At 38.8% G+C, this 26,193-nt stretch carries 21 protein-coding genes and 3 tRNA genes; 8 read left to right on the forward strand and 16 right to left on the reverse strand.

Annotated elements, in window-relative coordinates:
- Positions 1-240: 240 nt before the first annotated feature.
- The 4 genes from H4J69_RS17750 to H4J69_RS17765 all read right to left on the reverse strand — a co-directional run bounded on the left by H4J69_RS17750 (position 241) and on the right by H4J69_RS17765 (position 2,334).
- A complete protein-coding gene (locus H4J69_RS17750; protein WP_182244956.1) occupies positions 241-1,650 on the reverse strand; it encodes a S8 family serine peptidase in 1,410 nt (469 codons plus the stop codon).
- A gap of 388 nt (positions 1,651-2,038) precedes the next feature.
- Positions 2,039-2,114: transfer RNA gene (locus H4J69_RS17755), tRNA-Val, on the reverse strand.
- A gap of 39 nt (positions 2,115-2,153) precedes the next feature.
- Positions 2,154-2,229, reverse strand: a tRNA-Val gene (locus H4J69_RS17760).
- 29 nt (positions 2,230-2,258) lie between these two features.
- A tRNA-Val gene (locus H4J69_RS17765) sits at positions 2,259-2,334 on the reverse strand.
- Positions 2,335-2,677: 343 nt separating this feature from the next.
- Here H4J69_RS17765 and gltX point away from each other — a divergent pair.
- The 5 genes from gltX (at position 2,678) to H4J69_RS17790 (ending at position 7,976) form a co-directional block, all read left to right on the forward strand.
- Positions 2,678-4,090: a glutamate--tRNA ligase gene (gltX, locus tag H4J69_RS17770; protein ID WP_070373947.1), complete on the forward strand. Its 1,413-nt coding sequence runs from the start codon at positions 2,678-2,680 to the stop codon at positions 4,088-4,090.
- 88 nt (positions 4,091-4,178) lie between these two features.
- Positions 4,179-4,700, forward strand: coding sequence for a hypothetical protein (locus tag H4J69_RS17775; RefSeq protein WP_182244955.1), 522 nt, complete (start codon positions 4,179-4,181; stop codon positions 4,698-4,700).
- Positions 4,701-4,841: 141 nt separating this feature from the next.
- Positions 4,842-6,185 carry a DEAD/DEAH box helicase gene (locus tag H4J69_RS17780; protein WP_182244954.1) on the forward strand — a complete coding sequence of 448 codons (1,344 nt, stop codon included), beginning with the start codon at positions 4,842-4,844 and terminating at the stop codon, positions 6,183-6,185.
- A gap of 27 nt (positions 6,186-6,212) precedes the next feature.
- Positions 6,213-6,968: a transporter substrate-binding domain-containing protein gene (locus tag H4J69_RS17785; protein ID WP_182244953.1), complete on the forward strand. Its 756-nt coding sequence runs from the start codon at positions 6,213-6,215 to the stop codon at positions 6,966-6,968.
- 12 nt (positions 6,969-6,980) lie between these two features.
- On the forward strand, positions 6,981-7,976 hold the full coding sequence (locus H4J69_RS17790) for a fatty acid desaturase (RefSeq protein WP_182244952.1): 996 nt from the start codon (positions 6,981-6,983) through the stop codon (positions 7,974-7,976).
- Positions 7,977-8,107: 131 nt separating this feature from the next.
- Here the strand turns inward: H4J69_RS17790 and H4J69_RS17795 are convergent, their stop codons facing one another.
- Entirely contained in the window at positions 8,108-8,959 is an 852-nt protein-coding gene (locus H4J69_RS17795) for a 23S rRNA (adenine(2030)-N(6))-methyltransferase RlmJ (protein ID WP_182216184.1), read from the reverse strand.
- Positions 8,960-9,052: 93 nt separating this feature from the next.
- A complete protein-coding gene (locus H4J69_RS17800; protein ID WP_070373941.1) occupies positions 9,053-10,645 on the reverse strand; it encodes an ABC-F family ATPase in 1,593 nt (530 codons plus the stop codon).
- Between the two features lie 266 nt (positions 10,646-10,911).
- Here H4J69_RS17800 and H4J69_RS17805 point away from each other — a divergent pair, with 266 nt between their 5' ends.
- Positions 10,912-11,286 (forward strand): MGMT family protein, encoded by a 375-nt coding sequence (locus H4J69_RS17805; RefSeq protein WP_182244951.1) that lies wholly within the window; start codon positions 10,912-10,914, stop codon positions 11,284-11,286.
- A gap of 100 nt (positions 11,287-11,386) precedes the next feature.
- Here the strand turns inward: H4J69_RS17805 and H4J69_RS17810 are convergent, their stop codons facing one another.
- Positions 11,387-13,672 (reverse strand): TonB-dependent receptor, encoded by a 2,286-nt coding sequence (locus tag H4J69_RS17810; RefSeq protein WP_182244950.1) that lies wholly within the window; start codon positions 13,670-13,672, stop codon positions 11,387-11,389.
- A gap of 386 nt (positions 13,673-14,058) precedes the next feature.
- Between H4J69_RS17810 and H4J69_RS17815 the strand changes: the two genes are divergently transcribed.
- A complete protein-coding gene (locus tag H4J69_RS17815; RefSeq protein ID WP_182216179.1) occupies positions 14,059-15,744 on the forward strand; it encodes a M20/M25/M40 family metallo-hydrolase in 1,686 nt (561 codons plus the stop codon).
- 112 nt (positions 15,745-15,856) lie between these two features.
- On the opposite strand, the gene kynA is transcribed toward H4J69_RS17815, so the two are convergent.
- The 9 genes from kynA to H4J69_RS17860 form a co-directional block, all read right to left on the reverse strand.
- On the reverse strand, positions 15,857-16,720 hold the full coding sequence (kynA, locus tag H4J69_RS17820; protein ID WP_182216177.1) for a tryptophan 2,3-dioxygenase: 864 nt from the start codon (positions 16,718-16,720) through the stop codon (positions 15,857-15,859).
- On the reverse strand, positions 16,713-18,149 hold the full coding sequence (locus tag H4J69_RS17825; RefSeq protein ID WP_182244949.1) for an NAD(P)/FAD-dependent oxidoreductase: 1,437 nt from the start codon (positions 18,147-18,149) through the stop codon (positions 16,713-16,715). The genes kynA and H4J69_RS17825 overlap by 8 nt, the downstream gene beginning before the upstream one ends.
- Positions 18,146-19,459 carry a kynureninase gene (gene kynU, locus H4J69_RS17830; RefSeq protein WP_182216174.1) on the reverse strand — a complete coding sequence of 438 codons (1,314 nt, stop codon included), beginning with the start codon at positions 19,457-19,459 and terminating at the stop codon, positions 18,146-18,148. Before kynU ends, H4J69_RS17825 begins: the two co-directional genes overlap by 4 nt.
- Positions 19,460-19,462: 3 nt before the next feature.
- Positions 19,463-20,401 carry a cyclase family protein gene (locus H4J69_RS17835; RefSeq protein ID WP_182216172.1) on the reverse strand — a complete coding sequence of 313 codons (939 nt, stop codon included), beginning with the start codon at positions 20,399-20,401 and terminating at the stop codon, positions 19,463-19,465.
- Positions 20,398-21,405, reverse strand: coding sequence for an amidohydrolase family protein (locus H4J69_RS17840; protein ID WP_070373934.1), 1,008 nt, complete (start codon positions 21,403-21,405; stop codon positions 20,398-20,400). The genes H4J69_RS17835 and H4J69_RS17840 overlap by 4 nt, the downstream gene beginning before the upstream one ends.
- A 3-nt stretch (positions 21,406-21,408) precedes the next feature.
- Positions 21,409-21,966 (reverse strand): 3-hydroxyanthranilate 3,4-dioxygenase, encoded by a 558-nt coding sequence (locus H4J69_RS17845; protein ID WP_220465348.1) that lies wholly within the window; start codon positions 21,964-21,966, stop codon positions 21,409-21,411.
- Between the two features lie 2 nt (positions 21,967-21,968).
- On the reverse strand, positions 21,969-22,451 hold the full coding sequence (locus H4J69_RS17850) for a RidA family protein (RefSeq protein WP_182216170.1): 483 nt from the start codon (positions 22,449-22,451) through the stop codon (positions 21,969-21,971).
- A 264-nt stretch (positions 22,452-22,715) separates the two neighbouring features.
- A complete protein-coding gene (locus H4J69_RS17855; RefSeq protein WP_182216168.1) occupies positions 22,716-24,173 on the reverse strand; it encodes an aldehyde dehydrogenase in 1,458 nt (485 codons plus the stop codon).
- A gap of 36 nt (positions 24,174-24,209) precedes the next feature.
- Entirely contained in the window at positions 24,210-24,998 is a 789-nt protein-coding gene (locus tag H4J69_RS17860; protein WP_182216166.1) for an SDR family oxidoreductase, read from the reverse strand.
- 261 nt (positions 24,999-25,259) lie between these two features.
- Here H4J69_RS17860 and H4J69_RS17865 point away from each other — a divergent pair, with 261 nt between their 5' ends.
- Positions 25,260-26,042 carry an alpha/beta fold hydrolase gene (locus H4J69_RS17865; protein ID WP_182216164.1) on the forward strand — a complete coding sequence of 261 codons (783 nt, stop codon included), beginning with the start codon at positions 25,260-25,262 and terminating at the stop codon, positions 26,040-26,042.
- Positions 26,043-26,193: the final 151 nt, after the last annotated feature.

Here is a 26,193-nt window from a genome sequence, read left to right on the forward strand (position 1 = left end):
GTATTAGCGGTATAGCTATCGCATTGGAATACTGGTTGCTGGAGTGGGCTAATATTATCTTCCCAGAGACCTGTTTATGCCAGGGCGTTGTTGTTAATATCTACTCTTTTGTCACTGCTGCGAGAAAAAATTAAATAAGATGTCAGGCTAAAGTTAAAGACGCTAAACTACTTTCGTTGTTTAATAGTGCGGTGACATCAGTCTTTGCACAGTATAGACCGACAGTATTGTCGTGAGTGATTATTTATACGCTTTAACATGTGTTTTTGCTGCAGCAACAGCGGCTCTTATATCAATATAGCCGGCACCAACTTCCCACGCTTGGTATCCAAGCATCTGAGTTGCAGACTTTGCTATTAATTGTTTGATTTCCTCGATACTTAATAATGGATTAGCTTCCATCATGAGAGCGGCAACACCCGCCGTATATGATGTTGCTATTGAAGTACCAGATAATCGGCTATAAAAAGGGGTATAGGCGGAGTCAAAAAGAAAATCATCATCTGCGCTGTAAGCAAGGCCATTATTCGATGATCGGGTTGAGACCATGTAGTGACCGGGGGCGACAACTGTGACTTGGTTATTATAAGTCCATTCTTGCTTATCTGGCATGGTAAAGCTGCCAGTTTTATAAGATAAATCACGAGAAGAAAAATCAACTAAGTGACCATGACTATTACCGGCACCGACTGATATTACCCAAGGGAGTTGAGCATAAGGGTTATGACTACTTTTACCTGCCCCTGAATTTCCAGCAGAAAATATTGACAATATCCCCAAGGTATAAGCTTTATATGAGGCTAAACCAATTGGGCTGTTCGCATCAAAGTTTCCGGTTGAGCCCCAAGCATTACTGATAATACGCAATGGACTTTGATAATCGTAGCGGTGATTAATCGCATAATCATAGCCACTAACAGCATCTAAAATAGTTAAATCAGCACCTGAGCCGTAACCGACTAGTTTGGCGTCGGGAGCGACACCTTTATATTTACCATCAGACATGGCCCCAGAGCCTGCAATAATACCAGCACAATGGGTACCGTGGTCTGTGTTTACATCAGTATTATATTGACCTCGACTGATAAAGGTCTCGGTTGTGCTCATTTTAGCCAAAGCTGATGATTGTATGGCCGCCTCGACATTATCAATGACTACGTCGCCAAAAAATAGATCTTGATGCGTGGCATCAATCCCTGAGTCATTGACCATAATGGTGACACCCTTACCACTATAATCGGTATCACCATTAATATTAACAAAGTCTGTTCCTTGAATTTTATTAACACCGGAGTTTTGTCGTGAGTTAGCTATAAAATAGCTTAACTTTCGGTTTAACCATATTGAACGGACGTCGTCGCGCGCGGCGATCGCTTTGATTTGTGCAGCATTAGCGACCACGCCTATTACAGGCAGTGCAGAAAATTTAACGCCTTTATTAATTCCTAAAGCTACTAGCGCCTGTATTTGATTTATCGACAGTGGCTGCATTTGTTGAAAGGTTATTACCGCGAGGATTGTTTCTTTGCCAGTCATCGTAGGAAGGGTTTGTGCGAGTTGCTCGCCAATAGTACTTTCAGCCAATGCTTTTATAGGCATTGTTAATGCTAAAGAGGCTATAAGCCATGCACTTAAAGTTAATTTACTCATGATAACCAAACTCCGTTTGTTAAATCATTGCAATTATTTCTATCACAGCTAGTTTCCCAATAAACAGGCAGCCTGAAAATAGGGGGTTACCCTAAGTGTATTTAGGTAAATATGCTGTGAGTTTATTAGTGGGTGTGGTTTAAATAAAAGGGGTTTTGCTGACTTTGAATGTTTTAACTAATTGAAATTGTAGTTTTATAGTAGTGGGTTGGCAGGCAGTAGCAACAATAAAAAGAGCAGGAATTGTGATTGATTTGAAATATGTAGTAGCAGAGAAAATGATATTAAAAGAGTCTTTAAGAAAAATGATTTAAAATTTAATATATAAATTAAAGATATTATCAGTGATTTTATTTTTAAGTAGATGATGTAAGAATGAGGGAAAAGATGGTGGACGATACTGGGCTTGAACCAGTGACCCCCGCCTTGTAAGGGCGGTGCTCTCCCAACTGAGCTAATCGTCCGTATAGATTATCTAAAGAAAATTCTATAGGGTGTAATTATGGTGGGCGATACTGGGCTTGAACCAGTGACCCCCGCCTTGTAAGGGCGGTGCTCTCCCAACTGAGCTAATCGCCCATAATTACTTTATTCTTGATACTTAAGATTGGTGGGCGATACTGGGCTTGAACCAGTGACCCCCGCCTTGTAAGGGCGGTGCTCTCCCAACTGAGCTAATCGCCCAATCTTAAATTTCCTGAATCGTTGAAGGTCTAATTAATTAAACACTGTCTGCGTTTCAGTGGGGCGTATTATAGGGAGATGAGAAAAGCTGTCAACATAAAACAAAGATTTTTCTGCTTTTTTTTCAGTTTTATTGATATATTTAATTTTCTTGCTGTAAAATTAAACAGCTTGCTTGTTTTATCCTCGCTGGAGATTTTCTTTTCTTTGTTTCTTTCAGCAAATGATGTTTTCCTTAGCTATGCCTGATAAAATATCGACAATTTTTATCGTACCAATTGTAGACTTTAAGCCTTGTCTTTTAACATAGCCTTTAAGTCTTAAACTTTATAGTGAGATTTTTATGAGCTTAACAACTCGATTTGCGCCAAGCCCGACCGGTTATTTACACGTTGGTGGGGCACGTACTGCCCTTTATAGTTGGTTATATGCCAAGAAAAATGGCGGTGATTTCGTTTTACGTATCGAAGACACTGATTTAGAACGTTCAAGCCAAGCATCTGTTGATGCCATTATGGACGGTATGAATTGGTTGAATCTTGAATGGACACATGGTCCGTATTTCCAAACCCAACGTTTCGACCGTTATAAAGAAGTTATTGAGCAGTTACTTGCCTCTGGCAATGCTTATCGCTGTTATAGCACCAGTGAAGAAGTTGAAGCAATGCGTGAACAGGCTCGTGAAACTGGCGCGAAAGAAAAATATAACGGTTTGTGGCGCGACCGCACCGACTATCCTGCCGATAAGCCTTATGTGATTCGTTTTAAAAACCCACTTGATGGCGAAGTTGTTATCAAAGATATGGTTAAAGGCGATATAACGATAGCTAATGAAGAATTAGATGATTTAATTCTTGCGCGTAGCGATGGCACACCCACTTATAACTTAACAGTTGTTGTTGATGATTGGGATATGAAAATTACCCATGTTGTACGTGGTGATGATCATATTAGTAATACGCCAAAACAAATTAATATTTTACTCGCTTTAGGGGCAACACTCCCAGAGTATGCCCACATCCCAATGATTTTAGGTGATGACGGTAAGCGATTATCAAAACGTCATGGTGCTGTCGGTGTTATGCAATACCGCGATGATGGTTATTTACCTGAAGCCTTATTAAACTACTTAGTGCGCTTAGGTTGGTCTCATGGCGATAAAGAAATATTTTCTCGTGAAGAAATGATTGAACTGTTTGATTTAAAAGACTGTAACCGTGCTGCTTCAGGTTTTAATACTGATAAATTAATTTGGGTCAACCAACATTATATGAAAACTATGGAGCCAAGTTATGTTGCAACACATTTAGCCTGGCACATGAATGAGCAAGGTATCAATATTGAAAATGGTCCAGCACTTGAAGAAATCGTTAAAATTCAAGCCGACCGAGTAAAAACTTTAAAAGAGATGGCGCAAATTTCTCGCTACTTTTACGAAGACTTTAGCGAACTAGAAGCATCAGCGGTTAAGAAACATTTACGCCCTGTTGTTAAAGAGCCTCTTATATTGGTTAAAGCTAAACTTGCAGCATTGAGCGAATGGTCACCTGAACTTATTCATGCGGCAATTAATGATACGGCAACAGAGCTTGAAGTCGGTATGGGCAAAGTGGGTATGCCATTGCGTGTTGCGGCGACTGGTGGTGGTAATTCACCTTCTTTAGATGTTACTTTGGCTTTATTGGATAAAGATAAAGTACTTGCTCGTATTGATCACGCTATTGAAGTGGTTGAAGCAAGAATAGCGAACAGCTAATTAAATAAAGTTTTATGTTAACAAGATATAAGGTCGTTGATGGTTAGCTGTCAACGGCCTTATTGTATTGAAAAAGACGAGATTAAAGATGAACCAAAGCGAACTATTAAATAGATTAAAAGCCTTTGAACATAAAGAGGTTTTTTTTGGTCCACAGGGTTTTAGCGTTATTACTAAAATGGCGACATTAAATAAAGCCCAGATTGGCTATGCGGTTGATAAAAAAGGCGCTAGTTTAGTCAATGACGATATCGGCAATTGGCAAAGTTCATGGCTTGTTATCGCCACAGATACCGAATTAGGTGACCCGTATTTTATTGACTTGGCCGATGAACATTTAGCGGTTTATACCGCGATTGCTGAAGAAGAAAATCAATGGCAAGCAACCCTAGTGAGTGCATCTTTGGTTGGTTTTGAACAGTGCTTAACGGCGATATATCAACAGTGTCAGCAAAAATCTGCCATGTACCTTCCCGATGAAAGCTGTATTTTTGATCTTCAGATATTAGAAACCTTTGGTAAACAACTGGTTGAATTTTCGCAAACCAACGATTTTTGGCAACACTTTTTTGTTGGTTATGTTGATTGGCTTCGCGACGAACATGTTTAATAGCGCCATAAGATGAATAAGTCTGTGGTACTTTTTTAAGTTTTTCATTTTTTTAACACCCTGATAAAATACTATACGTCATTCTTGTCGTTAGCAGGGTATAATAACAACGTTTTTATTGGTTCTTTTTTGGAGTGTAGTTTGCAGTTTACAGATTTTGGTTTAGACAGTCGTTTAATGTCAACGGTTGAGCATTTAGGTTTTTTAGAGCCGACAGAAATTCAGCAGCAAGCTATTCCTGCTGCTATGGCCGGGCATGATTTAATTGCCTCATCAAAAACTGGCTCAGGTAAAACCTTAGCGTTTATTATTCCTGCGATGCAACGCTTAATTCGAAATAGGGCTTTGTCTAAACGTGATCCTCGTGTTCTTATTCTTATGCCAACACGAGAATTAGCCAAACAAGTTTTTACTCAACTACGTTTATTTACCACCGGTTCACAGTTTAAAGCTGTGCTTATTTTGGGTGGTGAAAACTTTAATGATCAAGTAAAAACACTGCACAAAGACCCTCACTTTATTGTTGCGACACCGGGTCGATTGTCTGACCATTTATCGCAAGGGCATTTCTATTTAAAGGGCTTAGAGCTCCTTATTCTTGATGAAGCCGATCGGATGTTAGACTTAGGCTTTTCAAAACAATTAAAACAAATTAATAGCGCTGCTGATCATCGTAAGCGTCAAACACTGATGTTTTCTGCAACACTCGATCACGCACAAGTCAATGAGTTCGCACTAGCGTTATTAAAAAAACCAAAACGAATTGCCATAGGCTCTGCACATACCGAGCATAAAGATATTACTAAACGCTTTTACCTATGCGATAACTTAGACCATAAACAAGACTTGCTTGAACACTTTTTGAAAACTGAAAGCTATCAACAAGTGATTATTTTCACTGCAACACGAAGTGATACCGACAGATTATCAAAGCTGCTCAGTGAACAGAGCTTAAGTACGGTCGCCTTAAGTGGTGAGCTTAATCAAGGTCAGCGTAATCAAATAATGGATGGCTTTAGTAAGGGACAACAAAAGATATTGATCACGACTGATTTAGCGTCTCGAGGTTTAGATTTAGTTAACGTATCGCACGTCTTTAACTTTGATATGCCAAAGCACACTGAAGAATTTGTGCATCGTATTGGCCGGACAGGTCGAGCGGGTAGCACCGGTGACGCGATTTCCTTTGTTGGTCCTAAAGACTGGATTAGTTTTAAAAATGTTGAAGGTTTTTTACAGCAAACCTTTAACTTTGATGTTGTTGATAGCTTAAAAGCTACATTCAAGGGCATAAAACCTAAAAAGCCAAAAGTGGCTGCCAAGTCAAAATCTTCAACGAAAATTAACGAAAAACCGCAAAGATCTCAGCCTAAAAAAGTCATTAAAAGAGTCTTTGTTGCTCAAGATGTTGGTGAGTTACCTGTGTTGCGTAAAAAGGCGGTAACGCCCGTTAGTGAAATAGACAGTGATTCTGAAATCGATTAACCGTCTCGAGTATAAGGTATTAATAAAATGAAATTTTTCTTTTTTATTTGTAGTTTTTTACTTTGTTTAAACGCACAAGCTCAGCATGGCAAACAGCAGCAAGTTATCACGTTGAGTATTGCAGCCCCTGAAATTCGCCCTTTTATTTATAGCAATGAAAAGGGTGAAAACAAGGGCTTGTTAATTGAGACGATGAATAAACTCAATGCCAGTGGAAAATTTAAAATATCAGTTACCATCATGCCTTGGGCAAGAGCATTAAAAACGGTTGAACAGGGAAAGTTTGATGCATTAATGCCGACGGTTTATACGCCAGAACGCAGCTTGTTTTTGAGCTTTCCTAAAAGTCCTTTGATTAATTTTTTTGGCTCTGCAATATTTAAAAGAGCAGATGATAATTTTGTTTATCAAGGTGTTCCATTGATTGATAAGAGTAAAATACTTGTCAGAGTTCGTTCAACCAATGTTGATAGCCATTCAGAAAAAGCCTTTAAAGATGCCTCTATAACGTTTGTTGAAGCGACTCGCCTAGAAGATGCCTTTAATATGCTTATTTACGGTCGCGTTGATTTATTGGTGGCCGATAGTGCCATTGCATATACGACCATCGATAATATGGCGGTTAATGGACAAGTTGAAGGGTTCTCGTTGTCTGATCAAGTTGACTCTTCTTTTCTTGCCTTTTCAAAAAAATATTCAATGTCTCACGATATCAATAAAGTGATGAAAGAAATTAATATGATTAATGATGCCGATAGTTATCACCTTTCGAGTAAAAATTAGTGAATGCTTAGGATGAGTTCAACAACAGACGCTGAAAAAATTAAAAATATTGTTCAAGGTGTTAAAGCCGAAGAACAGCGCTTACGCAAAAAATATGTGTTTTTAGCTAAGCAAGACATTATTGGTTTACTCATTCTTTTACTGTCACTTACTGGCATGATCACCAGTGGCTTATTATATTACTATGCCTTTATTCCTGCCTGGGTTTGTATCATGTTAGCGGCAATTTTTGCCTCTATCTCTCATGAGTTAGAGCATGACTTAATTCATAAACTTTACTTTCGTCAACAACCTATTATACATAATCTTATGATGGCCACTGTTTGGTTAATGCGCCCAAGTACTATCAACCCTTGGTATCGTCGCAAAATTCATTTACTGCACCATAAAACCTCAGGCACAAAACAAGATTTAGAAGAACGATTGGTCGGCAATGGTATTGCTAATATACTTGTTCGCTATATCGTGATGTTTGATGGTTTATTCGGGCTGATTTTACAAAGAAAGCACTTGAATAGAGAAGTGAAAGCCTTTAATTTTTTGAGTGTTTTTAATGGCGGGTTCCCACTGACGATACTTTATTATATCTTCGGTTACGGCTTTATATTGTTTCACAGTGTAGATTTTTTTATTGCCAGCGATTTTATCTATCCGCCATGGTTACAAACCTTTTCAGCGTTGAGCAATCTGTTGATGGTGATTATTATTGCGCCTAATTTTTTACGCTCAGGCTGTTTAAATTTAGTGACTTCTTATTTGCACTACTATGGTGGCGTAAATAATGTACTGCAGCAAACGCAAGTCTTTAAAGGTTTGGTTATTTGGCCACTTAACCTCTTTACCTTTAACTTTGCTGGTACACATGCCATTCATCACTTTGTTGTGCAACAACCGTTTTATTTGCGTCAAATGTTAGCAAGTACCGCACATAAGGTGATGAAAGAAAATGGTGTTAGATTTAATGATGTTAGTACATTTTCAAATGCAAATAGATATCGCACTTTGTAAGGTAGGGCAGTAGCGACAAAACTTTAGTTATCTTATTGCTTGTTAATTATCAACTGATTATAAAAGGCTGATAAGCTTGCTAAGTGGCGCTGCTTAATTTAGCTGCGCCATATATTTTAGCTTAAGGCTAATTATTCAGCAATAAGCTGCGCTAATGTAAAGCTAGTCTCAGCCTGTCCTAAGGTTGCCTTCATAAAAGGAAGTATCTCTTCGAGCTGCTTTTTTAACTGCCAAGGAGGATTAACAATAAATAAGCCGGTACCTGTCATACCATATTCATCACTGTCGGCTTGTAAACAAAATTCAACTTGTAATAAATTTTTCACCTCACTACGGGTAAAGTCTTTTTCCATAGCATGAATACGCTCACGGGTAACCACAGGATACCAAAGAATATAAGTCCCGGAATTGAATTTTTTATAGGCTTTTACGATAGTCTTAACCGCTTTAGCGTAATCTTCTTTTAACTCATAGGGTGGATCGATAAGCACGACACCCCGGCGACTTGGTGGCGGTACTAACCCCAATACACCTTGATAACCATCAGACTGTTTTACATGTGATTTTTTCCAGCGTGTGCAGAATTCTGTCAAATGTTGAATATCGGTAGGGTGTAACTCAAAGAGATGAGTACTGTCTTGGCGGCGCATCAGTTGCTTAGCAACACCAGGCGAGCCAGGATAAATTTCTAGCTCACTATTTTCAGTGTTTAAGCGCTGAATTAGCTCAACATAGGGTGTTAATGCTTCAGGAAAATTCTCATCAGTTAGGGCGGCAATAATTTTGGCGATACCACCTTTGTATTCAGCTGTTTTTTGAGCGTATTCATCTTTTAGTGAATACATGCCAGCACCCGAGTGGCTATCGATATAGGTAAAGCCTTTATCTTTACGCACCATATATTCTAGTACGAGCGTTAAAACCGAATGTTTTAAAACATCAGCGAAGTTTCCTGCGTGAAAAGCATGACGATAACTGAGCAAAAGGATTTCCTTAAAATATAAAATAGGGCAGTGAAAATAATAGATAAAACACCTAAATAAGGGTGTTTTATCTATTGATAGAACGGGTGGGATTTATGCTTGGCTTGCTAAGTACTCATCATAAGTACCGGCAAAGTCGATGTAACCATCTTTGGTTAATTCAATAATACGCGTAGCTAAACTCGAAACAAACTCACGGTCATGGCTAACAAACACTAAGGTACCTTCGTAGTTCTCTAATGCCATATTAAGTGACTCAATAGACTCCATATCCATATGGTTGGTCGGTTCGTCCATCACAAGAATATTAGGCAGTTGCATCATCAGTTTACCAAAAAGCATTCTGCCTTTTTCGCCCCCTGATAATATTTTAACTGATTTTAGAATATCGTCAGCTGAAAATAATAAACGCCCCAAATAACCACGAACGGCTTGTTCGTCGTCGGTAGGCTGACGCCATTGGCTCATCCAGTCAAACAAGGTCATGTCATGCTCAAATTCAAACTCATGGTCTTGTGCGTAATAACCAATATTTGAATTTTCAGACCAAGTAAAATCACCAGAAGTTGCTTCGTAGCCGACTTCATTTAATAAAGTGCGTAAAAAGGTGGTTTTACCTATGCCGTTTTCGCCGATCACCGCAATACGTTCACCGACTTCAGCCAAAAGAGAAATATCTTTTAGTACATGAGCATCATTAAATTTCTTGTTTAATTTTTCTATGACTAAGGCATTACGAAATAATTTTTTCTCTTGCTCAAAGCGAATAAAGGGGTTGGTACGGCTTGAAGGTTTAACTTCTTCTAGTTGGATCTTGTCGATACGTTTTGCACGAGAAGTCGCTTGTTTAGCTTTTGAAGCATTTGCAGAAAAACGGGCAACGAAAGCTTGTAGCTCACCTATTTGCGCTTTTTTCTTAGCATTGTCAGCAAGTAAGTTAGCTCGTGCTTGTGTTGCTGCCAGCATGTATTCGTCATAGTTACCTGAGAAAACTCTAAGTTCTCCGTAATCTAAATCAGCCATGTGGGTACAAACACTGTTTAAAAAATGTCTATCATGCGAAATGATGATCATGGTTGAATCACGGGCATTCAAGGTTTCTTCAAGCCATTGAATAGTATGAATATCCAGGTTGTTGGTTGGCTCATCAAGTAATAAAATATCAGGATCTGAGAATAGCGCTTGTGCTAACAATATACGCAGTTTAAAACCTGGGGCTATTTCGCTCATTAAACCATAATGTTGGTTAACAGCAATTCCTACGCCCATTAATAGTTCACCGGCACGTGCTTCGGCACTGTAACCGTCCATTTCAGCATATTCTGATTCTAAATCGCCTACTTTCATGCCATCGGCTTCACTCATTTCTGGTAAAGCATAAATACGGTCACGTTCTTCTTTTACCGCCCATAATTCAGTATGTCCCATAATAACGGTATCAATAACACTGAAGTGCTCAAAGGCAAATTGGTCCTGGCTTAATTTACCTAAACGTTCGTTAGGGTCTAAGCTTACATTTCCTGAGGTCTGCTCTAGGTCACCACCTAAGATTTTTATGAGTGTTGATTTACCACAACCGTTGGCGCCAATTAAACCGTAACGATTACCACCACCAAATTTTTGTGAAATATTTTCAAAAAGAGGTTTTGCGCCGAATTGTTGGGTAATATTATTTGCTTGTAGGATAAGCTGATTCCTTGGTTGTGCATTTAAGCTGGTAAGTCAATAGCGCGCGATTATACACAAAAAACATCGACTTCAATAGGCTAAAATTTGTCTATTTGGCTGGGGTGGATGATAAATTAATGACAAGTTGTTCAATGTTCAGTAAATTTTCTTATTTTAGTAAAAGTTGCTAAGTAGCGTGTTATCGTCAGTTGGCAAAATGTTAAGATAATATTCACTGTGTTTTACAACCGTAATTAAGCCGTTTCATTAGATGAGTCGCCACGATGTTAAAAAATAATAAGCGCCCGGTAAACGTTAATTACCCTCGTATCTGGCAAACAGTGCAGTTAATACCTTATGGCAAGGTCGCTTGCTATGGACAGGTTGCTGATCTTGCTGGCTTGCCCGGTAAAGCGAGGTTAGTCGGGAAAGCGTTAGGTAAAATCCCTGATGATGGCTGGAAAGGAAAAAGTGTTCCTTGGCACAGAGTTATTAACTCTCAAGGGAAAATATCATTTGCTGTTGAAAGTGAACTTTTCGCCAAACAAAGCGCACTGCTTCAAGAGGAGCAAGTGGTTGTTATAGGTAATCGTGTTAAGTTAACAGATTTTCAGTGTCAACCTGATTTGGCTGAATTACTCTTTAAACTCACTTATTAAATACCAAAACTTCACGGCTATGAGTCTCGTATATAGGCATTAAAAATAAAAAAGGCGACTAATTATAGTCGCCTTTTATCATTAAAATTAGCCGTTTAGCTTAATAGAAATTAACTTTAAATTCTGCACCAAAAAAGCGCTCTTCATTAACAATAGCGGTATTGTTACTAAAGTCTACAGCGCCAATAGCGATTTGTTCATCAGTTATGTTACGAACAAATAAGGCAACTTCATACTCTTTATCATCACCGTCCCAGGTATAACCGGTACGTGCGCCACCTTCAAATAATGATTTTCCATTAAATTCTTTTGATTCATATAAAAAGAAACTAATGTCATCTCGGTAAGACCAATCCGTGTAGGCATAGAATTCACCGTCTGCAACTTCACGAGAATAACGCAAGGTAAAGTTAAAAATCCACTCTGGCGCATGTGGTAAACTATTACCGTCTACTTCGGCAAATCTATTGCCCAAATCATCGGTGTAGAAATTATCGGTAATAGTACATAATTTACAAGCAGCAACAGCTAGGTCACTGTCATTGATTTCGGTATTATTATAACTGACACTCGCCGTTAGCCAAAAATTATCGGTTAGCATAAACTCTGAGTCGATTTCAAAACCGTAACCGGTCGTTTCTTCAGCGTTAAGTAAACTCGCCGTATTGCCACCACCACCAACAGAAGTTAGTTGTTGATCATCCATGGTAAAATAAAATACCGAAGCATTAATACGACCAAAGCCGTCTAAAATATCAGATTTAATACCGGTTTCTAAAGATAAAATAGTTTCTGAGTCGGCAACAGAAATACCATTTCCAAAGGCGAATAACGAACGCCCTTGAATACTTGGTGCTCTAAACGTGTCGGCAATGCGTGCGTATAAATTTATGTCATCGGTATATTTATGCGTAACACTAATATCCCAGCTAACATGTGAATCGCTTGGATTTACTTCACCTGATACTACATCAGGAAAACCTAACCATGCCAATGGAGACTTCGTTCTTTGGTTGCTATAGTCTTTGTCATCATCAGAATAACGTAAGCCAAAGGTTACTGAGGTTTTGTCGTTATAGTCATAATCAAACGAACCAAAAACAGCCCATGCAGTCGTTTCTTGCTCTTGAATAACGTAACCCGTTTGTGCGCCACTGCTAAATAAAGGATCGAAGGCAAAGCTTTCAATGGTTAAATCTTCATTAAAATAAAATGCGCCCACTTGGTAATTAAATTGGCCATCAAAGTTGCTTGATAAGCGAATTTCTTGTGTTAGTTGCTCGTGATCTGGAATAGCATCGGCTGTTTCTGAATCAAGTGCGATAATACCAGGTCCTGAAGGCTCAGCATAAACTGCGCCATAACCACCATCAACATCGGCACGAGAATAAAGCTCAGCGCTTTCATAGCCTGAAATTGACGTTAGGGTAAATTCACCTAATTCAAATTCCAACTTTAAACTGCCGCCTTCGGTTTCAACTTGTTGTGTCGCTCTTGATGCCGAGTCATGGTAAACAGTATCTCTTTCAAAGTTACTGACTAATTCGTTACTTGCAGGTTTAAACGCATTTGCATAGAAAGCAACCGGCTTGCCATCCAAGTCGCGCATGTGGTAGTTAAATAATGCTGTGAAAGCGTCATCTTCATAAAGAAATTGAATACGAGCCGCTTTGTCATTGTAGCCACCTAAAACTTCTTTTTGTTCAAAACCGGGTGCTTGGTTATCTATGTAGTCATCTCGGGTTTGATTAAGTAATGAAACACGAGCAGATAATTTATCAGTTAACCCCCCACCAACAGCCGCACGCATATCGGTAGTGTTATTACTGCCGTATGAAAGTGAGCCAAAACCATCAAAATCTTGTGATGGTTTTACTGATTCAAATTTAATTAAACCGGCAGGGGTGTTACGACCAAATAGTGTCCCTTGTGGACCACGTAATACTTCTACGCGGCCAACATCAAATACTGGGAAACCTTTCAAAATTGGGTTTTCTTGCACAACTTCATCAACAACTAAAGAAACTGGCTGTGATGCATTTAAATCAAAATCAGAATTACCTAAACCACGCATATAAAAACGTGGAAAAGTACGACCAAAAGAAGATTCAACAGAAAGACTTGGCACGCGGGCATTTAAAAAACGAATGTCCATAGCAGCAGAACTTAACACATTCAGTTTTTCACCTTGGAGCGCACTAATAGCTACAGGAACTTCTTGAACATTTTCTACTCTTTTACGCGCGGTTACTTCAATAATTTCTAAACCAACTACTTTTTCTTCGGCATTTTCTTCAGCTAAAATAGCTGCAGAAAAACCGACCGTTGATGTTAAAACAGCGAGTTTAACCGCTGTAGCCAAAGTGGAATTTTTGAACAAATTCATTAATATTCTCCAAGAGTGCGATGTTTTTTAGGTAAACTAAATTTTATTGTTATTTTGATACCAGTTAGGGTAGCCGAAATTTACACATTTCTAAATAGAAAGTATCTATTTTTATACGTTTTAACATAGTTTACTTTATAGGAAGTTGTTATGTTATTTTTTGCACAATTAAGCTAAGTAGATGCCTTGTTAATTTTTTAAATTAAAATGGTTAATGTAAAGTGAATATAAAGACTGCACTGCTACTTAACCTTATTATTACCTGCTGCTTCTCAGTTAATACCAACGGTCTCTTATTCGATGGAGTTCGTCTTATCTGTCTTTTTAATTATTATTTTTTGTACTAAATTAATCATGACAAAAAATATAATAATTAGGAAACAATAATGAAAAAATTCGTATTATCTTTATTATGCCTTTCTTTATCGACTGCTTATGCAAGTGATGACTTAGATATGGCGAATAAAATAAGGGCAGAAGGTTTTTATAATTCTGAAGTAATGCACACATTAGAGCAATTAACCGATGAAATAGGCCCTCGTTTATCTGGCTCTCCTCAGATGAAGAAAGCTAATAATTGGACTTTAGAGAAGTTAAAGGGGTGGGGATTAAAAAATGCTTATTTAGACCCTTTTGAGTTTGGGCGAGGCTGGTCACATGACTCTGCTTCCATTGATCTATTGAGTCCGCGTGAAGTTTCTTTACACGGTATTCCTGTTGCTTGGACACCAGGCACTGAAGGAGAAGTAACAGGAGATGTTGTTATCTTTGATGCGGCTTCAATAACCGACTTAGCACAATATAAAGGTAAGCTAAAAGGTAAGATCATTATGATGGGCGCGGGTAAAAATATTGAAGCGCCTGAGAACAGTGTCTTCCAACGCTATGACTCCGGAGAGCTTTCTACATTGACAGAATTTGACGTAATGCGAGCGCCAAGTCACTCTCCATGGGTAACTGCTGACCGAAGAGATGGCGCAATGCAGCGTTATAATTTTCAAGCCACGCTCAGTAATTTCTTAAAAGAAGAGCAAGTTGCTGGTGTTATATATCGTAGCTGGCGTCAAGGTGGCTTAATTAACGTTTTTGGTAGTGACCATCGTGTCGGTAAAACCTTTCCAGTACCAGCACTTATTATAGAAGCCGAACATTACAACTTATTATCTCGAATGATAGATAATGGCAAGACACCTAAATTATCGCTCAATATCGATGCGCGTTTTCATGATAACGACCGAAATGCTTATAATACCATTGCAGAAATTCCAGGGAGTGATAAAAACCCTGAAATAGTTATGGTCGGTGGCCACTTAGACTCGTGGCATGCCAGTGATGGTGCTGTTGATAACGGTGCGGGTGTGGCGGTTTCAATGGAAGCTGTTCGTATTTTACAAGCATTAAACTTTAAACCTAAACGTACCATACGTATTGGTTTATGGTCGGGTGAAGAACAAGGGTTATTTGGTTCGGCAGCTTATGTTGATGAACACTTTGCGACCCGTCCTAAACCTACTGATAAGAATGAGCAAGCATTACCCACTTATTTATGGAAAGATCAAGGTTGGCCGATTGAAACGAAAGCTGATCATGATAAGTTTTCGGTATACTTTAATATGGATAATGGTAGTGGACGTTTCAGAGGTATTTATACTGAAGGTAATGTTGCTGCTAAATCAATATTCGGTAACTGGTTCAGCCCTTATTCGGATTTAAGTACCGGTACTATTACCAATCAAAGTACCGGTGGCACTGATCACGAGTCTTTTGATGATGTAGGGTTACCCGGTTTTCAATTTATTCAAGACAAGTTAGATTATGGCTCTCGTTTGCATCATACCCATATTGATTCGATTGACCATGTCGTAGAGGCTGATCTAAAACAAGCTTCTGTTATTCTTGCTGGTTTTTTATATAAGGCGGCCATGGCTGACGAACGTATGCCTCGTAAGCCGATGCCAAAAGATATTTCTAATTTGCAGAAGCAGCAGATGAAATTGAAATCTGATAAAGCACGTAAAAACCGTGATAAAGAAGGTAATAAAAGCTTAGAGATAAACTCAGTAAAAAATTAATCTGATTGAAAAAAAAGCACTCAACATTGTTGAGTGCTTTATTATAAATATCCCAAATCAATCAACAGCATAATTCGTAAGCTGTTGACTTAAAATGACGATGTGAGAAACATTATAAATGTGTTCTAACTTCAAACAACTCAGGAAAAAAGCTAACATCTAGTGCTTTCTTCAAAAAGCCTACCCCAGAAGAACCACCGGTTCCCGTCTTATACCCAATGATCCGTTGCACGGTATACATGTGTTTAAAGCGCCATTGTTGAAAAGAGTCTTCGATGTCGACAAGCTTTTCTGCTAGCTCATATAGCTCAAAATATTTCTCGGGTTGCTGATAGACCATTAGCCATGCTTTTACCACACTCTGATTACTCTGATAAGCTTGGCTAACATCGCGATTAAGCACACAGTCATCAATGTTAAAACCTGCTTTTACTAATGCGGCAATCACTTCGTCGTATAAGCTGGGGCTATTGAGTAATAATGCTAACTCTTGATAGGCTTGATTATCACTTTTATGGACTTTAAGCATATCACTGTTTTTATTGCCTAAGAGAAATTCAAGTTTTCGATATCCGAGTGACTGAAACCCAGAGGATCGTCCTAAGTCATCACGAAACTTTAAGTAATCAACGGGGGTAAGCGTCGATAAAATATTCCATGACTGAGTCAACTGAATGAATATTTGTTTTACCCGCGCGATAACTTTAAAGGCGGGACCAAAATCATCTGCGCGTAAACACTCCATGGCTTTTGTTAATTCATGGCCAGCAAGTTTAAGCCAGAGTTCGCTGCTCTGATGAATAACAATAAACAACATCTCATCATGCTCTTTCGATAACGGTTGCTGAGCCGATAATACTTTATCAAGCTGCAAGTAATCACCATAGGACATATCATCGTTAAAGTCGGTATGAATATCTTCTTCTACTTCACGTTTGTTTGCATCACCATTAAAAGGACAGCCAGAATTAGACATCAAGATTATCCTTGTTTTTAGTGTTTTCTTGAACGAGTTGTAGCAGTTTTTCGTAAACAAAATCGTCTTGCCAACAGCTTTCTATATCAGGTATTTGCATTATTTTCGCCATAATTAATTTTTGCTGATCGCCGATTGCTAATGCTTGCGAATAAGGCAAGTGTGGGCAAAAGGTCACCATAGAATAAAGTGGCACCCAAAGTTCAGGTTGAAGTTGATGAAATTTAGCTTCAATTTTTTTCTGCAAAAGAAAATTACTGTCACCAGAGAGCTCACTCATTTCAACAAAATTACGCTGAGCTAATTCAGTAATAGCATCAGCATTTATTTTTCGCTGTTTTTGATAAGCAGGAAAAATATCGCACCATTGACCTTTATATTGATCAATAATTTCACCAAGCTCTCGGCAATCTTCAAAGCCACAGTTCATGCCTTGACCGTAATAAGGCACCATTGCATGAGCAGCATCACCAATTAATGCGACTTTGTTATTGATCACCCAAGGGTCCACTTTAACTAAAAAGAGTGGGCTAGCTTTCTTGGACATAAAGTCGTCGATGGGGTCTGCTAGTATGGGCATTGCATCGGCAAAATTTTCGTTGAAAAACTTAACTACTTGACTTCTTTCTGTTAAGTTGCAAAATGAATGCGCTTCGTCATTTTTACTTTCATAATTCATAAACAATGTACAAGTGAACGAACCATCAGGGTTGGGCAGAGCGATCAGCATAAAATCTTTTCTTGGCCAAATATGCAGGGCTTCTTTTTCCATTTTAAAACGCGCATCGCCTGTTTCGTTTTCGTTTGCTGGGATCGTTAATTCGATATAAGACTGAGGCATGAAAGATTGGCTATAGCTAAAGCGTGGCGTTTCTTGGGCAAGACGGCGTACTTTTGAAAAAGCACCGTCGGCGCCAAAAATATAATCAGCGTCAATTTCAATATGACCTTTACTTTGTGCCACATCAAAGCTGAAAGATGAACAACCCGTAGTAAAGTCAACATGGGTAAGTCTTTTTTCAAAGTGCAACGCTACGTTTGCTTCTTTTTCTGCCAAATTAAGTAATTGTTCATTAATGCCCGCGCGCGATACCGACCAAATAGCTTGGTCGTCTTTTCCATAAGCTTGCTCTGTTATCGTTCCATCAACCCCATGCATGACACGTTTTTTCATAGGGAGCGCTTCTTTACGGACTTGTTCAGCAATACCAACCGCTTCAAGTGCTAACCAACCACGGTCTGAGAGGGCAATGTTAATCGATTTTCCTTGGTATATATCATGCTGGCGAGAATCTGGGCGAGATTCAAATAAATTAATATTATAGCCTTTTCGAGCGAGTATTATTGCAAGCAGTGCGCCAATAGGGCCAGCTCCTGCTACCGTGATGTTAGTTTCATTGGCAGGTTTAGATATAACATTTACGCTCATTGTAAACACTCCTTTAAAAGTCGGACAAAGTGATAAATATCTTGGAACTGATTGTAAAGAGGGACGGGAGCCACTCGAATAACATTGGGTTCACGCCAATCTGTGGTTACGCCATTTTCTTCTAACGCGTTGAACATAGCTTTACCGTCAAGACCTTTAACATTAATCATTAACGATAACTGACAACCGCGTTCAGCTTGATTACTGGGGGTGATAATACGAATTTTATCGCCGAGTTCACTGGCGATTAAGTCGGTCATATATTGGGTGAGCTTGACTGATTTTTTACGAAGCTCACTGATCCCGCCTGCCATTTTTATGGTATCAAGTGACCCTCGAATAGCCGCTAATGATAATACGGGAGGGTTCGATAATTGCCAGCCTTCAGCTGTAGCAATAGGCTTAAAATTGTTTTCCATTTTAAATCGAGTTGACTTGTCGTGTCCCCACCAACCTGCAAAGCGGTTCACTTGCGTTTCACTGTTTGAATTAGTGCTATGGGTTTCATGAACAAAACAACCAGCAACAGAGCCTGCACCACTGTTTAAATATTTGTAACTGCACCAACATGCAAAGTCGACTTGCCAGTTATGCAGTTCCATTTCGATGTTGCCAACGGCGTGGGCTAAATCAAAACCCACGATGATACCTTTTGCGTGCGCTTTTTCGGTGATGGTTTTCATATCCAGCACTTGGCCAGTGTAGTACTGCACACCAGGCAATAATATCAGGGATATTTCATCGCCTTGTTGTTCAATAATTTGATATAAATCATCAGTGTTTAATAATTCTTCGCCTGCTCTTGGCGTCCACAGCAGCATATTCTTATCAACATCTTGTTTGTGATGTTTTAGTTGAGATTCTACGGCGTAATGATCAGAAGGGAATGCATGATCTTCAATCAGTATTTTAGTACGTTTACCTTGGGGTTGATAAAAACTCACCATCATTAAATGTAAGTTTGTGGTTAATGAATTCATCATCACCACTTCTTCATTTTTACCCCCCACTAATAATGCTGATTGCTCGGTTAAAAGTTCGTGATAGGGCATCCAAGGGAAGTCACCTTCAAAATGACCTTTTACGCCTCGTTGTCCCCAAGAGTCAAGTAACTCAATAACATATTCTCGAGCAAGTTTGGGTTGTAAACCAAGGGAATTTCCTGTGAAGTAATATTCATCGTCACCATTGGCTTGTTTAGGAATGGCAAACTGGTCGCGTACTTTCGCTAACGGATCATTAAGATCTAGTGTTTGGGCGTATGCTAATGTCGTTTTATTATTTTTTATTGTTTTATTGGGAATAGGCATAAGTTATTTACTCATTTCTTTAGCATTAAATTCTTTTGTTGAAAATAGGACAGGGCGACTTGGTGCTGCATCATTATGAAAAGCAGGTGTTTGAATATTGATAAAATAAAAGTCATCAGGGATCTCATTATCAATAAACGCTATTTCGGTAATCGTCTTATTCACTAAGCTATTTTCGTTTACTTGCTGACTACCTTCATTAACTTGCCAAAATAAATGGTGACAAGTCATTAATCCCTCATCATGTAAGCGGTCAATTGATGGCAGATCTACTATTAGGTGTTCAACACCGCGTTCATTCAAATATAAAATGGCTTCACGGCTGAAAAAAGCAGGTTGATTCTCACTGTTATAAGCTTGATGTTTTTTGCTACTGTTATTTGGCAAACTTCGAATAACCAACGCTTGTAATTGCTCATTGTGATAATCAACAAGTGCTTTCTTAAGTGCAGATTTACTGATGATGACATCATATTTAGAAAAGTCAGGGCTGTAATTCTCCGAACTTTCTATAGCTAATTCAGGTGTTAATGATATTACAGCGCAGGGCATTAACGCGGGTAAGTTAAGCTCTGCTAATGTCTTTGCCTGCGTTTCATTATTGATACCATTATTGACAGCATGACTGTTCATTGAAAAATCACAAATATGTGCGATAGATTCTGTATGGGTACCGTTACAATGCGGATTAATCGTCAATTCATTTACATTGCAACTGCCACCTTGTTTCGTATCACCAACAAAATCCCCCGCTTGCATTGGACTGGCTAGAGCCGCATTGGCAGAAAAGTGATTAGGCTGTTGCGTTGGTTGATTAAAGTTAACAGGAATAGCCAATGACCATGAGTTTGCTATATTGACTTGATAACTAGCATGTTTAAGTTCTATGGTTATTTTTATCGTGCTATTTTTAACGTTAACTTTCGTATTCGCGATACTCATAAAAATTGCTCTTTTGATAATCCTAACCATTTAAGCGCTGAACCATGCAGTAACTTTTCTTTAATATCATCAGAAAACTGACTATTCTCGATAAGCTTTCCAGGTTCTAATTCACCCAATGGAAATGGGTAATCAGTACCCAAGGCAATATTGTCTGGCCCCATCAAATCGACTAAATATTTCAGTGCTAATTCATCATGTACTAATGAATCCAAATAAATTTGAGGAAGAAAATCTCGTGGGTTAATAGGGCAGTCAACCGCACATAAATCAGGACGAACATTAAACCCGTGTTCAATACGACCAATAGTTGATGGAAATGAACCACCACCATGAGCAAAGGCTATTTTTAGTTTAGGTAAACGTTGTAGTACGCCGCCAAAGATCATCGAGCATATCGCTAAGCTTGATTCTGCAGGCATACCAACGAGCCATGGCAACCAATACTTAGGCATTTTTTCTTTCGCCATCATGTCCCATGGGTGAACAAAAACAGCTGCACCTAAGTCTTGTGCGGCTTCAAAAATAGGGAATAACTCTTTTTGGTCTAAATTCCATTCATTAATATGAGAACCAATTTGAATGCCCGACAAACCAATTTTCATGCAACGTTCAAGTTCTTTTATTGCAAGGTCTGGCGATTGCATAGGTAAAGTACCTAACCCTACAAAACGCTTAGGGTGGTCGTTAACAATCCCGGCAATGTGATCATTCAAATACATCGATAAATCTAGAGTATCTTTCGGTTTTGCCCAGTAGTTAAACATCACAGGAACCGTTGAAAGTACTTGTACGTCTACATGGTGCTTTTTACAGTCGTCAAGTCGAACTTTAGGGTCCCAACAATTATGGTCTATTTCACGAAAAAACTTTTCATCAACCATCATTCGGGCACAGCCACATTTATGATGATCTAAACTGACAAACCCCCCGTAACCGTATTTTTCACGTAAATTAGGCCAGGTCTTCGGTAATATATGCGTGTGAATATCTATCTTTAACATAACTTACCCCTTCGTCACTGTTGTGCCACATTGCTGACAAGTGCAATTGTCAGGTGTGTCATAAAAACGGGTGAATACTTTAGGTAAGTCTGTTTCTATATTGTCGAGATAAAAAGCTTCTGTGTAGAGTTGTTTTTTGCAGTCAGGACAAAACCAATAAAGTGCATCTTTTTGATTATTTGCTCGCTTTTGTTCAACCACTAAACCTACGCTATTTTCAAAGCGCTGTGGGGAATGCAACATTTTTGGTGGAAGTAAGAATATCTCGCCAGCTTTAATTTTTATATCCTGAAAATTTTTAGGATCATGATGATCATTCTTTTCAACCGAACCATCAATCACTGAAAGCACCATTTCGCCTTCAATTTGATAAAATAATTCAGGGGTTGCGTTATAGTGATAATCGTTACGATTATTTGGGCCGCCGACAATCATCACAATAAAATTGTCTTGTTCAAAAATTTGCTTATTACAAACGGGAGGTTTAAGTAAATGGCGATGTTCATCAATCCAAGCATGTAAATTAAAAGGCATAGCGATGCTGTTTTTTAACGTTGACATGACTATTCCCCCGTCGTTTTAGTATGAGGCTTTTTATGTTGATTCAACGCAGCGATACATTTAAGTTCAATGGCAATGGGCGTTGGTAATTTGTTAATTTCAACCGTGGTTCGACAAGGTTGGTTATCGGCAAAGTATTCTGCGTAAATACGATTGTAGGTGGTGAAGTCGTCATCCATATTGGTTAAAAATACGGTGACATCAACCAAGTCCATCCAGTTTGCATTTGACGCTTCAAGAATTAAGCGAATATTGGTGAATACACTATGACATTGCGCTTCAATATCGTAACTTTTAATTTTACCTTGCTCGTCAAGTACAACCCCAGGGATATCTTTGCAACCCGCTTTTCTTGGGCCAACACCAGAAAGAAATAATAAGTCGCCTACTTGTCGGGCGTGAGGGTATAAACCTACCGGTTTTGGTGCTTGTTCCGCGTTAATTATTTTCGGGTTCAAAGACGTTTTAATTTTAACATCGCTCATAAGGGATCCTGATGTAATTAATATATTTTTATGGTTATAAGTGTAGACAAAAATCAATCAAAGACCTTTGTTCTTTATTTATTTCAATTGTGTGTAGACTTGAGTACGACTAAATAGGGGATTTCGAAATCACCGAAAAACACCCTAAGGAACTCCAGAGGAAAATAGGTTAAATGAGCGTCCATTTGCAGCCTAATACGCTGGCAAATATTGCTCCTGAAGATTTAAATTTATGACAAATTTGATTCATTTTTTAATTTGAGCCTATGAGTATTTTATGCATACATTTTTGGGTTCAGTAAAAAATCGCATGGCTTCTAAACCACCTTCTCGACCAACACCTGAATGATTCATACCACCAAAAGGCGTTCGTAAATCACGCAGTAACCAACAATTGATCCACACAATTCCGGTATTTATTTGTTCAGCGAGTTGATGCGCTCTATTAATATTTTGTGTCCAAATAGTCGCCGCTAAGCCATATTGACTTTCGTTGGCAAGTGCCAGTGCTTGTTCGTCAGTATCAAACAGTTGTAAGGTAATAACAGGGCCAAAGATCTCTTGCTGGTTGCAACTTGCATCATTACTTAAGCCTTCAATGATAGTTGGTTGTAAAAAATAACCTTGTTTACAGCGACCAGGTAATAGCACTTGTTCACCGCCCACTAAAATAGTACCCCCTTCTTTTTTAGCTAAATCAATATAGCCAAGTACCTTTTCTAAATGAGCTTTGGAGACAATCGCGCCCATTTTTGTTTCATTAAGTAAAGGGTCTTGTGGCACAAGCGCTTGTGCTTTTGCAACTAATGCTTTTTTGAATTTTTCATATATGCCCCGTTGAATATATAAACGTGAAGCACATAAGCAAATTTGACCTTGATTCGCAAAGCTGGCGCGAAAGACTTCTTCAACGGTACTTTCAAAATGACAGTCATCAAAAATTAATGCTGGGTTTTTCCCGCCTAATTCTAATGATAGTTTTTTAAATTTTGGTGCAAGCTGAGTTGCTATTGCTGCACCCGTTGCTGAGCCACCAGTGAATGAGATCGCTTTAATTTTAGGGTGGTTACATATTTCAGCGCCAACGCTTGCACCTGTTCCGTGTAATATATTTAAAACACCTTTAGGCAAACCGACTTTCAGACAAATAGCGCCGAGCATTGCCGCCGTTTTTGGGGTTATTTCAGAGGGTTTAGCAATCACGCAATTACCTGCAGCGAGTGCTGGTGCTATTTTCCAAGTAAATAAATACAGCGGTAAATTCCAAGGGGAAATACAGCCGACAATACCAACAGGTTGGCGCAAGGTGTAATTGATTGCCGTATGAGCAATCGCATGAGATTCACTAGCGAATTGCGAACAGGCATGAGCAAAGAATTTAAAGTTACTTGCCGCACGTGGAATATCTACCATTCTCGCTAAAGAAACCGGTTTACCATTGTCTGTGGCTTCGGCAAGTGCTAAGGATTCAAGTTGGTTTTCAATTTCTTGTGCTATGGCAATTAAATAGTCGGCACGTTCTTCTAAAGCTAAGGTTTGCCATGTTGGCAGGGCAAGCTCTGCTGCTGCAACAGCCTGTTCAACATCAGCGATATCACTATTGGGGATTTGGCCATAAACTAGCCCCGTGGCCGGCTCAATATTATCTAAATAATTATTATTGACGGGCGCTTGATATTGGCCATCAATAAAGTTTTCAATAATATTATTTTCATTGAGCATTATTATTCCTCTAGCTATTGTTTATTAAAGTAAACCTTATAAGCACGAGGTTCTGCCACCATCGACGGGTAAATTAATACCTGTAATATAGCCAGCAGCAGGCGATGCTAAAAAAGCGGCCGCAGCTGCAAATTCTTCGGGTTTAGCAAAACGGCGCATAGGAATAATTGCTTTTTCGTTAAGCGTAGCCTGTTCAATTGAAATGTTTTGTTTTTTGGCTTTCCCTGAAATAATAGCATCCAAACGAGCGGTTGCAGTAGCCCCGGGTAAGACATTATTGACAGTAATACCAAATTCACCCAATTCATTTGCTAAGGTTTTCGCCCAGCTCGCCACCGCACCACGTATGGTATTAGAAACACCTAGGCCATTGAGCGGCTGCTTAACAGACGTAGAAATAACATTGATAATACGGCCATATTGCTTTTCTTTCATACCAGGGATAAGCGCTTGAACCAAGTGATGGTTGGACACTAAGTGTAAATTGAAGGCGTTGATAAATTCATCGACACCAGCCTCATTGGCCGGTCCAGGTGCGGGTCCACCGGTATTATTGATTAAAATATCATAACCACCCGATGCGTTAATATGCGCATTGATCACGGTTTTTACTTGTTCTGTATTCGAAAAGTCAGCGACTAATACTTGATGTTTTTGACCTTGAGATTTATCAAGATCAGCTTTGACTAATTCAAGGGCTGCTTGATTACGTGAAAATAGTGTGACGTTAGCGCCTAATTGAGCAAGTTCAATTGCACAGGCTTTACCGATCCCTTGACTTGAACCACAGACCAATGCGCTTTTACCTTGAAGATTTATATCCATGAATACTCTTTATTATTGTATTTTTTCAGACGACTTTTTCAAAACGACGTTAAGTTAACTTCGTTGAAAATTTGAGTTAACCAATTTCTATCACATTAAATAATTTAATGTCAGCAAAAGCGTGAAGTTTTATTTATTTACTTTGTAAACTTTTATAGCCGTATTCTCTGTAATTGCTCATCAATAGACTGAGTGTTATTTCACTTTGACATTTGTTAGATTAAGCTGATAATGGTGTTTTATCGCTAATCAATAGCTGCAATGACCATAAATAATCTACTAAAAGGTGCCTATATTTCAGGGCAGGGAACACCGGTTGTACTTCTTCATAGTTCGCTAAGTTCAGCCAGACAATGGCAACCCTTAGTCAAACTGCTTGAACCTCACTACTTAGTCATCAATATTGATTTGCTCAGTTATGGGAATGCAGAAAAAGTCGCTGATGAGTTAAATTTTAATTTTGATGTTGAAATTAACCGTATTAAAAAAATTATTACTCATGTTGCTCAACATCAGTCTTTTCACTTGGTTGGGCATTCTTGTGGCGGTGCGATTGCCTTAAAGCTAGCCATAGAGAATCCAGAAAAAATATTAAGTCTTTCTTTATATGAGCCGGTTGCGTTTCATTTACTTGAACAAAGTAGTGACGCTCGAATGTTAGCGGATAACTTTGCTAATAAAGTTAATATCGATGATAGGTATCAGGCGGCAGAGATATTCACTGATTTTTGGAACAAAACAGGTTTTTTCAAAGCATTACCACAAAAAGTTCAGGATATAATGGCAAGAGATATGCCTAAGGTGAGTTTAGACTTTAAAGGTTTAATATCAGAGAAATATACTTTAACCGATCTAAGTGGTCTTACTTGTAAAGTGTTAATGATGACAGGGGAACACAGCCCTGAACTGAGCCAATCATTAGCCAATCAAATTAAAGCCAATTTACCCAATGTTGAACATCAACGTTTTCCAACCGGACATATGGGACCGGTAAGCCATAGTGGCTTAATTCATCCGGCGATTGCTCGCTTTATTGCTGATTGATAAAACAAAAAAAAGACGCCTCAGCGTAATGCCGTTCACTTAAGGTGAACGGCATTTTTACTTTTAACAGGGTACCTATTCTTTGAACATTTCAACATTCTCGGATATTGCCGTTCTCGCCTACCGGGTAAAACGAATTGCTTAGCCGATT

This window comes from Colwellia sp. BRX10-9, assembly GCF_014077405.1.
Classification (GTDB): domain Bacteria; phylum Pseudomonadota; class Gammaproteobacteria; order Enterobacterales; family Alteromonadaceae; genus Colwellia_A.

Excerpts from the sequence above, each read along its gene's own strand:
- kynA (WP_182216177.1), bottom strand. The coding sequence starts at position 16,720 with ATGTCTAATTCTGGCTGTCCTTTTAATGGTGATGCAAACAAACGTGAA.
- H4J69_RS17805 (WP_182244951.1), top strand. The coding sequence starts at position 10,912 with ATGTTAAAAAATAATAAGCGCCCGGTAAACGTTAATTACCCTCGTATC.
- H4J69_RS17845 (WP_220465348.1), bottom strand. The coding sequence starts at position 21,966 with ATGTCAACGTTAAAAAACAGCATCGCTATGCCTTTTAATTTACATGCT.
- H4J69_RS17860 (WP_182216166.1), bottom strand. The coding sequence starts at position 24,998 with ATGGATATAAATCTTCAAGGTAAAAGCGCATTGGTCTGTGGTTCAAGT.
- H4J69_RS17750 (WP_182244956.1), bottom strand. The coding sequence starts at position 1,650 with ATGAGTAAATTAACTTTAAGTGCATGGCTTATAGCCTCTTTAGCATTA.
- H4J69_RS17775 (WP_182244955.1), top strand. The coding sequence starts at position 4,179 with ATGAACCAAAGCGAACTATTAAATAGATTAAAAGCCTTTGAACATAAA.
- H4J69_RS17785 (WP_182244953.1), top strand. The coding sequence starts at position 6,213 with ATGAAATTTTTCTTTTTTATTTGTAGTTTTTTACTTTGTTTAAACGCA.
- gltX (WP_070373947.1), top strand. The coding sequence starts at position 2,678 with ATGAGCTTAACAACTCGATTTGCGCCAAGCCCGACCGGTTATTTACAC.
- H4J69_RS17835 (WP_182216172.1), bottom strand. The coding sequence starts at position 20,401 with ATGAGTATCGCGAATACGAAAGTTAACGTTAAAAATAGCACGATAAAA.
- H4J69_RS17825 (WP_182244949.1), bottom strand. The coding sequence starts at position 18,149 with ATGAGCGTAAATGTTATATCTAAACCTGCCAATGAAACTAACATCACG.
- H4J69_RS17790 (WP_182244952.1), top strand. The coding sequence starts at position 6,981 with ATGAGTTCAACAACAGACGCTGAAAAAATTAAAAATATTGTTCAAGGT.
- H4J69_RS17810 (WP_182244950.1), bottom strand. The coding sequence starts at position 13,672 with ATGAATTTGTTCAAAAATTCCACTTTGGCTACAGCGGTTAAACTCGCT.
- kynU (WP_182216174.1), bottom strand. The coding sequence starts at position 19,459 with ATGCCTATTCCCAATAAAACAATAAAAAATAATAAAACGACATTAGCA.
- H4J69_RS17850 (WP_182216170.1), bottom strand. The coding sequence starts at position 22,451 with ATGAGCGATGTTAAAATTAAAACGTCTTTGAACCCGAAAATAATTAAC.
- H4J69_RS17865 (WP_182216164.1), top strand. The coding sequence starts at position 25,260 with ATGACCATAAATAATCTACTAAAAGGTGCCTATATTTCAGGGCAGGGA.
- H4J69_RS17855 (WP_182216168.1), bottom strand. The coding sequence starts at position 24,173 with ATGCTCAATGAAAATAATATTATTGAAAACTTTATTGATGGCCAATAT.
- H4J69_RS17840 (WP_070373934.1), bottom strand. The coding sequence starts at position 21,405 with ATGTTAAAGATAGATATTCACACGCATATATTACCGAAGACCTGGCCT.
- H4J69_RS17815 (WP_182216179.1), top strand. The coding sequence starts at position 14,059 with ATGAAAAAATTCGTATTATCTTTATTATGCCTTTCTTTATCGACTGCT.